The organism is Alysiella crassa DSM 2578 (assembly GCF_000745955.1).
Lineage (GTDB): Bacteria > Pseudomonadota > Gammaproteobacteria > Burkholderiales > Neisseriaceae > Simonsiella > Simonsiella crassa.
The window spans coordinates 1-9,211 of record NZ_JQKH01000086.1; the positions used below are offsets into that span (position 1 = coordinate 1).

6 protein-coding genes are annotated in these 9,211 nt (G+C 45.2%); 2 read left to right on the forward strand and 4 right to left on the reverse strand.

Annotation, left to right across the window (positions count from 1 at the left end; all coding sequences use genetic code 11):
• Positions 1-157: 157 nt before the first annotated feature.
• Entirely contained in the window at positions 158-3,934 is a 3,777-nt protein-coding gene (locus tag Q338_RS10640) for a M10 family metallopeptidase C-terminal domain-containing protein (protein ID WP_034295224.1), read from the reverse strand.
• Positions 3,935-4,136: 202 nt separating this feature from the next.
• Here Q338_RS10640 and radA point away from each other — a divergent pair, with 202 nt between their 5' ends.
• Both radA and Q338_RS10650 read left to right on the forward strand, forming a co-directional pair.
• Entirely contained in the window at positions 4,137-5,519 is a 1,383-nt protein-coding gene (gene radA / locus Q338_RS10645) for a DNA repair protein RadA (protein ID WP_034295227.1), read from the forward strand.
• A 27-nt stretch (positions 5,520-5,546) separates the two neighbouring features.
• On the forward strand, positions 5,547-6,569 hold the full coding sequence (locus tag Q338_RS10650; RefSeq protein ID WP_244773269.1) for a DUF1152 domain-containing protein: 1,023 nt from the start codon (positions 5,547-5,549) through the stop codon (positions 6,567-6,569).
• Positions 6,570-6,845: 276 nt separating this feature from the next.
• Here the strand turns inward: Q338_RS10650 and Q338_RS10655 are convergent, their stop codons facing one another.
• The 3 genes from Q338_RS10655 to Q338_RS10665 form a co-directional block, all read right to left on the reverse strand.
• Positions 6,846-8,222, reverse strand: a complete 1,377-nt coding sequence (locus Q338_RS10655; protein ID WP_034295234.1) for an MFS transporter — start codon at positions 8,220-8,222, stop codon at positions 6,846-6,848.
• A 157-nt stretch (positions 8,223-8,379) separates the two neighbouring features.
• Positions 8,380-8,607 (reverse strand): hypothetical protein, encoded by a 228-nt coding sequence (locus Q338_RS10660; protein ID WP_034295231.1) that lies wholly within the window; start codon positions 8,605-8,607, stop codon positions 8,380-8,382.
• A gap of 172 nt (positions 8,608-8,779) precedes the next feature.
• Positions 8,780-9,211: hypothetical protein (locus tag Q338_RS10665; RefSeq protein WP_211249450.1), on the reverse strand; the 432-nt coding region annotated here is incomplete at its 5' end.

Below are 9,211 nucleotides of genomic sequence, written 5' to 3' on the forward strand. Positions count from 1 at the left end.
GCCTTTCAGTACACGACAAAAATAACAGTAGGGTGCGCCGTGCGCACCAAATTCACCACAATATTTAAATTATTCAGTTATTTGGTGCGCAGGGCGCACCCTACATGATTTGTGATTGGCAAAATTGTCGTGTACTGAAAGGCTGCCTGAAAACGCATTAGCCCAAAATAAAATGCGTTTCGTCCAGCGTCAAAGCCGCTTTATTTTCCAGCGTGGCAAACTGCACCCCATCATACGACAACGCCCCAGTTGCTTGATTGTACGACACTTTTTGCGCCAAATTGTCTTGATTTAAGCCCGAAATTGCCAATTCAATTTTGTCCACGCCAATTTCAAAATCGGTAATCGTATCCACAAAACCATCAACAAAATCAGAGAGTTTGTAGGCAAACACATCTTTGCCATCGCCACCTGTCAAAACATCATTGCCTTTGCCGCCCACCAAATAATCATCGCCCTCATCGCCAGAAATTTTGTCGTTGCCTGCACCGCCATAAATGTCGTTGTCGGCAACATTGCCTTTTAAAACATCATCATAATTTGAGCCAATCAAGCGTTCCAGTTGCGTGCCGTAGCCGATAAAGGCTTGCCCTTCGGTAAAGGTGTATTTGCCAAAGGTTTTGGAAAACAAAGCATAAGGGTCTGCCAAGGAAACACCGTGTTCATCAAAATACGTGTTTTCGCCAATTTGCTCCATTTTTTCCACAACTAAGCGTTCGGTTTTTTCGCCACGATGTATCCACGAACCAGGGGTCAAATCCACGGTAACGCCTTGTTGCTCGTGCGATGCGTCAAAAGTATCCACGCCACCGCCGTCCCAAATGTAAATGTCGCCATCGGAAACCTGCGGATTGAATGTTTTAAAGGTGTAGGTGTCGTTGCCTATGCGTTTGTTTGGATTGACACCATAGCGGTATTGCAAATAGGCAATGTCAAAAATCCGCAAATCCCAAAAATTCGGGTCCATTTTGGTGGTGTTGTACGACATCACGGTTAAGCCCGTTTGGTCTTCCAGTGGACGAGTCAAAGTTACCTCACCTTCATGGGGGTGCTTGGTTCCCAAAGAATGGCTGATTTCGTGCAACAACAAAAATTGACCGTTGCGAATGTTCAAATTTTTGCGGGTGCTGTTAATCATGACTTCACCACCTGCCCACGCCTGCCCTGCATTGCTGATGGGCGTGTGGTGCATTTGAATGTCTGCCCCAACCGTTGCACCGTGGTCAAAACCTGAATTGTCTTCAATTTGTTCAAATTGAACATTGATGTACGACCCCAAAATGTCAAACGCTTTTTTCACGGCATTGCGGTTGTTTTCTGTCCATTCGGACGCGCCATAATATTCTTTGTGAAAGGCGTAAGTGAGTTTGCCACCGCCTTCGCCAATCACGGGGTGTTTTTTCAAATGCCCATTAACCCCTTGATAAACAATGGATTTGATAAAATAAGGGGCATCTTCATAACGGTGTCCTGCGCGCACCACCAAATCGCCCGACAAGGCACGATGGGGCGTTTGATAAGTGTATTCGCTTTGGGCGTTATCGGCGGTGGCGATGATAGTATCGGCTTGTTTTAAAATGCTGTTTTCCACCGATACGGCAAATTTTTGATTATCCAGCACTTTTGTTTCAATGCTTTGATTGCCAATTTGCAAAGTAATCTTGTCGCCTGTTTTCAGGCTGCCTGAAACTTCGCCCTCCACCAAAGTGGTTTTGCCAACAAAGTCATTTTTGACCACGCTGTCTGTTGCCAAATAGGGGTTGTCGTCCCAAACATAGGCGGTTTTGTCTAATTGCGGCAGATTTTGGAACATAATGCGATTGTTTTCCAAATAATAAACGCTCAAACCGCCTTTAACCAAAAACGCCATTTCCTGACCTTTGGCTGCCTGTAAATCCGCCACGCTGATGTCCAAATAAAAGCGTTGTTCGCTGTTATTGTTGTTGATGCCAACGGCGTATTCCTTGCCGTTCAAAGTCGCCACAAACGATTGAAATTGCAAGGGATTGTAATATTGGGCATTGATGCCGTCCAATTTGAGCTTGCCTGTTAAACGCACGGTGTCGCTGGGGTCAATTTCGACCAAATTATTGATTTTAATGATATTACTTGCCGTATTGGGATTGTGATTGGCATTGATTAAAGGTGTGCCGTTGGGCAAACTCAAATCCACCGTAAAATCGCCAACGGTTTGATTTGTTGCAATATTTCCTGCTTTGTCGGCAAGGCTCACTTGCACGCTAAAATCATTGTTGCCCACATTTTGCTTAATCACATCTTGGGGCAGGCTTGCCGACCAAGTTTTGCGATTGACATCAACTTGGGCAACATAGTCTTGATTTTGATAAACAATTTTGACTTTTACGCTGGCTAAATCCACATCATCATCAAATTGCAGGCTGCCTGAAAGGGACAAATCCTTGCTCAACAAGTTGATTTTTTGATGATTATTGGCAATGTCAATCGTGGGCTGATTCAAAGTTACATCATAAGTATAACTTTGATTTTGTTCAATAATCGTTTCATTGCCTGCTTTATCTTTGGCGGTCAAATGCCATTTAACGGGTAAGCCATTTGCCAATTCCGAACTTGCAATGGATACTTGATAATATTCGCCATTTTTGCTGGCAACATAATCCTTACCATTGACCGACACTTTCACGGCAACGGTTTCATTTTCGCCCAAATCAATCACTTTGCCTTTTAAAACAATGTCATTTTGGGCAAGTTGTTGGTTAATCACGCCATTGTTGCCCACTTTTTCATAAACAAAGCTGGGTTTGGGCGGTTCAATATCCACTTCGTATTGGTGCTGGGCGGTGCCTGTGGCGGTGTTTTTGGCGTTGTCGGCAGTGCTGACGCTGGCTTTGATGATGTTTTTGCCATTGTTTGCGACCAAATCTGCGCCATTGAAATCCACGCTGAATGTGCCACCCACAATTTTTGTTTTAATATCAACCCATTGTGTGCCTGTGCAAGTGGGGCAGCCGCAAGATACGACAATTTCATCGCCTTCATTGGCGTTTTCTACCGTGCCACCGACCGTGATTTTGCCTTTGGACTCGTTCAAATTGACGATGTTGTCATCGGTAATCGGGCGGAAGATGATTTGCGGGGTGTCAATTTGTGTATCCACTTGATAGGCGTGGGTTTTTTCGGCAATTTTTTCGCCGTTTCGGGTCAATTCCGCCCCAATTTCACGGTGAATGGCAAGCGTTTTGCCGTCAATATTGACGCTGAATTTGCCAGCAACAATGGGAACGATGTGGCTGGTTTCACCAATTTTGACGGTTAAAACATCGCCTTGCTGGGCGTTTTTCAGGCTGCCTGAAAAGGCAATGGCAGGGGCTTTGGCTTCTTCAATATTGATGATGTTGTCGTCTGTGATGTTGTCAAATTGGATTTCTGGGGGATTTTTTTTCAGTTCTTCGGCTGCTTGTTGTTTACGCGTTTCTTCGTCTTTGCGTGCTTCTTCGGCTTTGCGCGACTCTTCGGCTTCGTTTGCTGACACTTTGTCATCAAACGAAGTGGTGTTTTTCTCGTCTGATTTTTTGCCTGATTTGGCGGCGATTGCGCTGGCAGCCGCACCCACGCCCACCAAAGTCGCCAAAGACAAACCTGCTGTTTTTAAAGACAATATGCCCACTTCGGTAGCTTTGACTGCGCTTGTTTGTGCCACCGCTTGTGGCAAATGCACGGCTGCCTGAAAACCTTGGCTTTCATTCAAAATCACGATGGGTTGTGTGTTTTCAGGCAGGCTGAATGCAATGCTTTGTCCTTGATTTTCCACAATCATGTTTTCAATTTGGCGATTTTGCTCGTCCAAAAATTGGTATTGCGCTTGTGGGTTAAAATGCAGGTGCCGAATCTCATCTGAATTCAATGTGATGAGTTGGCTGTTGCCGTTTTGGGTGATTTTCAGTTTGATTTTCATGTTTTTTCTCCTTGATTTTGGCAAAATACTGGTGTGTTAATTGTAACATTTTTCACATCAATGGGTTACATGACGCTACATATCTTAATGTTTCATTTCAAGAAAATCCATTTTGGTGCCATACCAAAGCGGTATTTTGCGCTAAAATCACGCCCTTATCCTTTTCAGGCAGCCTCCCTCATTTCACAGGAAAAACAACAATATGGCAAAAGCCCCCAAAACCCTCTACCAATGCACCGAATGCGGCGGCACATCGCCCAAATGGGTTGGCAAATGCCCCCATTGTGGCGAATGGAACACGCTCCAAGAAAACATCGCTGCCCCCGAACCGAAAAACGCCCGTTTCCAATCGTGGGCAGCCGAAACCACCCAAGTGCAAAAATTAGCCGAAGTTACCGCCACCGAAGTGCCACGCACCGCCACAGGCATGGGCGAGCTTGACCGTGTTTTGGGTGGCGGTTTGGTAGATGGCGCAGTGATTTTATTGGGTGGCGACCCGGGTATCGGCAAATCCACCCTGCTCTTACAAACCATTGCTTTAATGGCAAAAACACGCCAAGTTTTGTACGTTTCAGGCGAAGAATCCGCCCAACAAGTCGCCCTACGCGCCCAACGTTTGGGTTTGAATGCCGATGGCGTAAATTTGCTTGCCGAAATCCGTTTGGAAGCGATTCAGGCAGCCTTAAAACAACACGCACCCCACGTTGTCGTGATTGACTCCATTCAAACCATGTATTCCGACCAAATCACATCAGCCCCAGGTTCTGTGTCGCAAGTGCGCGAATGCGCCGCCCAGCTCACGCGCATTGCCAAACAAATGGGCATTGCCATGATTTTTGTCGGACACGTTACCAAAGATGGCGCAATCGCAGGCCCGCGCGTTTTGGAGCATATGGTGGACACCGTTTTGTATTTTGAAGGCGACACCCATTCCAACCACCGCATGATACGCGCCATCAAAAACCGCTTTGGCGCAGCAAACGAATTGGGCGTGTTCGCCATGACCGAAACGGGTTTGAAAGGCGTATCCAATCCGTCCGCGATTTTTTTAGCGAGTTATCGGGACGATGTGGCAGGCTCATGCGTGTTGGTAACACAAGAAGGCACACGCCCATTATTGGTTGAAATACAATCACTTGTAGATGACGCACACGGTTTCACCCCCAAAAGATTAACCGTGGGTTTGGAACAAAACCGCTTGGCGATGTTGCTGGCGGTGCTGAACCGACACGCAGGCATCGCCTGTTTTGACCAAGACGTGTTTTTGAACGCGGTGGGTGGCGTGAAAATTGGCGAACCTGCCGCAGATTTGGCGGCGGTGTTGGCGATGGTTTCCAGTTTCCGCAATAAGCCATTGCCCGAAAAAATGGTGGCGTTTGGCGAGATTGGTTTGAGTGGCGAAATCCGCCCCGTGCCACGCGGACAAGAACGCCTGAAAGAAGCCGAGAAATTGGGTTTCAAACGCGCCATCGTGCCAAAAGCCAATATGCCGCGCAATGAAAAAGAGTTTCCAAAATTAAAGATTTACGGTGTGGAAAATTTGCACGAAGCCGTGAGTTTGTGTCGGGATTTGGTTGATGAATGATATTCAGGCTGCCTGAAAATATGTAGGGTGCGTACCACGCACCAATTCATTGAAAATCAAGAAAAATGGTGCGTAATACGCACCCTACAAAACCGATTGGAATACAATATGCAAATCCCCTTTTTTCAAAAAATCCCACAAGGACAACGGTTTTTATTGGCAGGGTGTGGCGGTGGTTATGACATCATTACCGCCATTCCCCTGTATTTTTATTTAAAAAGTTTGGGTAAAGAAGTTGTTTTAGCCAATTTGTCTTTTACCGATTTGGCAAATTCAAATTGTGAAATGGTTTTGCCTGATTGTTATTTGATTGATGGTAAAGCCAAAAATTTGGCTTATTTTCCCGAAAAATTATTACGCGATTGGCTCAAACAACAAAACGAACAGCCAATGATTTATGCGTTTAGAAACAGCGTTGGCGTACAACCCTTACGGCAAATTTATCAGTATTTAAAAAAACAACACTGCATTGACACTTTGGTATTGGCAGATGGCGGGACAGACAGCCTGATGTTTGGCGATGAATTGGGCGTGGCGACCATTGTGGAAGACAGTTTGTCCATTTTGGCGAGTGCAAAAGCAGGATTTAATCGGGCTTATTTAATGGCGGTGGGTTTTGGCGTGGAGAAATTTCATGGTTTAGACCATTATCCCTGTTTGCAAAATATCGCCACTTTAACCAAAAAAGGCGCGTATTTGGGCGCGTTTTCTTTAACACCAGATATGGCAGAAGGACAAAAATATTTGGACTTTTTGGCATACGAAAAACAAAATGCCCAAAGAAACAGCATAGTCAATCATTCCATTGCCAATGCCATGTGTGGGGAATTTGGCGATTATCACTCTTTGGCGCAGACCAAAGGTTCAGAACAATTTATCAATCCTTTCATGCCCTTATACTGGCATTTTGAATTGCAAGCCATTGCCCAAGAAATTGTGTTTGCGGACAAAGTGGAACATTCACAAACTTTACAAGCGTTTTACGATGAATATGAAATTTATCGGCTGAAAAATCGGCGCAGAAAAGGATTAAGGGAATTGCCCATTTAAAAATCGCACAATTTACTTTTCAGGCTGCCTTTCAGTACACGACAATTTTTACCAACACTCAAAATGTAGGGTGCGTACCACGCACCAATTCATTGAAAATCAAGAAAAATGGTGCGTGATACGCACCCTACATTTTCAGGCAGCCTGAAACCCCAAATTGCGCGTAGGTTGGCGGTAAATGCAGCGTAGCGAAATGCACCCCAGCCCCCACGCCCAAAGCTGGGGTGCGTGTCGCTTGGGGCGACACTTACCGTCAGCCTACGCGCACCAATGTTTTCACACCGCCGTGTCGTCTTTTTTCATATTTTCTGTTGCGTGGGTTTCGGGATTTTCAGGCTGCGTGTCGTTGGTTTTGTCGCTCTGTTCAGCAAATTGGGCAACGTGTTTTTCTGCCACGTCCACATCAAATTGTTCGTGCATTTCTTCGTTGCGCGGGTCAAGTTCCGCCGCCATGCTGCCTGAAACGGTCGGCATATTCACAAATACGCTGCGTTCTTCCACAGGCACGCGTGCTTGTTTCAAGGTAAACACCGCCAACGCCACCGCAATCAGCGCGTAAAACGCATAAAAACCATATTGTGGCGCAAAATTCGTTACCACGCCCAACACCACAGGCGCAACCAACGAACCCAATCCATAACAAAACAACAGGCTGCGGCTCACTTCCACCGTGTTCATATTATTGGGCAGACGGTCGTTGGCGCGCGCAATGCTCAAAGCGTACAACGTAAACAGTCCGCAACCCAAACCAAACGCAATGCCATTATGTACCATAGGCGTGGCGTATCCGAACAACATTGCCGCCAAACCTGCACCAGCCGTCAGCGCGGAAACGGTCGCGCAAACCAAAATCGTGTTGCGTCTGCCGAATTTGTCGGACAATTTCGCCAATGGCAGTTGCACCAAAAATCCACCCACCATTGCCGATGTCAAAAAGGCGGAAATTTGTTGTAAATTAAATTGTTGTTGCAATAAAAATACCGAAGCCATTGTAAACAAACCGTTTACCAACAAACCGCCCGTAAACGCGGTTACAAACGCCAATGGCGCAATGGAAAACACGCGTGGCACATTAATGCTTTGGCGTTCGGGAATGGCGGGGGCGCGCATTTTCGTCAGCGACACGGGCAACATCGCTGCCATCACCAACAATGTTCCCAACACAAAAATATTGTCGCTGCTCAAATTCAAACTCAACAGCACAATGCCGACCGTAAACGCAAAATAGTAAACCAAATTGTAAATTGCCAAGACTTTGGCGCGTTTTTCGGGCGTGCTTTGTTCGGCAAACCAGCTTTCCACCACCATCAGCATGCTGAAATAGCAAAAGCCCAACACCGTCCGCAACACGCCCCACGCATACAAATTGTCCGTCATCAAATGCGCCAGCGAACACATCGCAAACACCGCGCCAAACACGCTGAAACTGCGAATATGCCCCACATTGGACACAATCCGATGTGCCGCTACCGCCGACAATGACGCGCCACAGAAAAATGCCGCGTTGAGCGCACCAATGGCGATGTTGTTCACGCCCATTTGCGCCAATTTCACGCCCGCCGAGTTCAAAAACAAGCCAAATCCCGCAAACAGCAAAAATACCGAGCCGAATAGGGCGTAGAAACGGTTAGATAAATTATTGGTATCGTTCATGTTTCCCCCAATTACAATGGATTTCATTCAGGACATAAGCCTGACAGATTTTGCGGCGGCTGTCAAAAGGCAGATAGGCAATGTTCAGGCAGCCTGAAAACCCAAAAACAACATCAGGGCATGGGTTAAAAAACCCATGCCCTGATGATTTCAACCATTAATCAAACCATTCCGCATAAAAATCGTTTTCGCTCAAAGGGTAAATAAAACCCAATTGTTTGGCGCGATGTGCTTTGACACCGCGCGTGTAAAGCAATTTCCAATTTTTTTCAGGTTTCCAACAATAAACCTGTGTTGGATTGTGTTGGCGATGACCATTTTTGCGATTTTGCCAACGCCGCCAAGCGCGATTGCGAGTTTGATTAGGAGAAATTAAAGTATCCATTTGTGTTCTTTCAGAAAAAATCCATTATCGTGGGGTTCAGCAGCCGCGATATTTGGTGTTTTCAAATTTTATGTTCACGTTTGGATAAACTATTTTCGTATTTTAAAGTTTAAGTCAATGAATGTCAAAGATAATATTATTCAGGCAGTCTGAAAACGGTATTTTTCCAATGTTAGGGCAATAAACGTCCAATCGTATAATATTCAAACAATTCATTGCTGTTATCAATGCGATATTGGTAGTTTTCAGGGCTCATCTCATTTGGATTAGCTGAAAACCTATTGGTCCAATACTCCATTTGCTGTTGTAAATCATCCAGTATTGTTAAATCTGTTTTGGTAATCAACATATCGTTGTCATATTCATCTTGTTCCCATAAATAATCATCTGGCTCAGTTGTTATTAAATAATAACAACGAGTAGATTCACCACTGGAATTCCAAATAAATATTTTATTTAATGCTGGGTGTAAATTAGATTGCTCCCAAGCATTTCTAGTTTCATCATCATTATAAAAGTCAATTAGTACACTATTTTGGTATCTAGTAAATTGTTCGTATCTCCAAGTATAGTTATACATACAAATATCCCATCCCCAAATTAA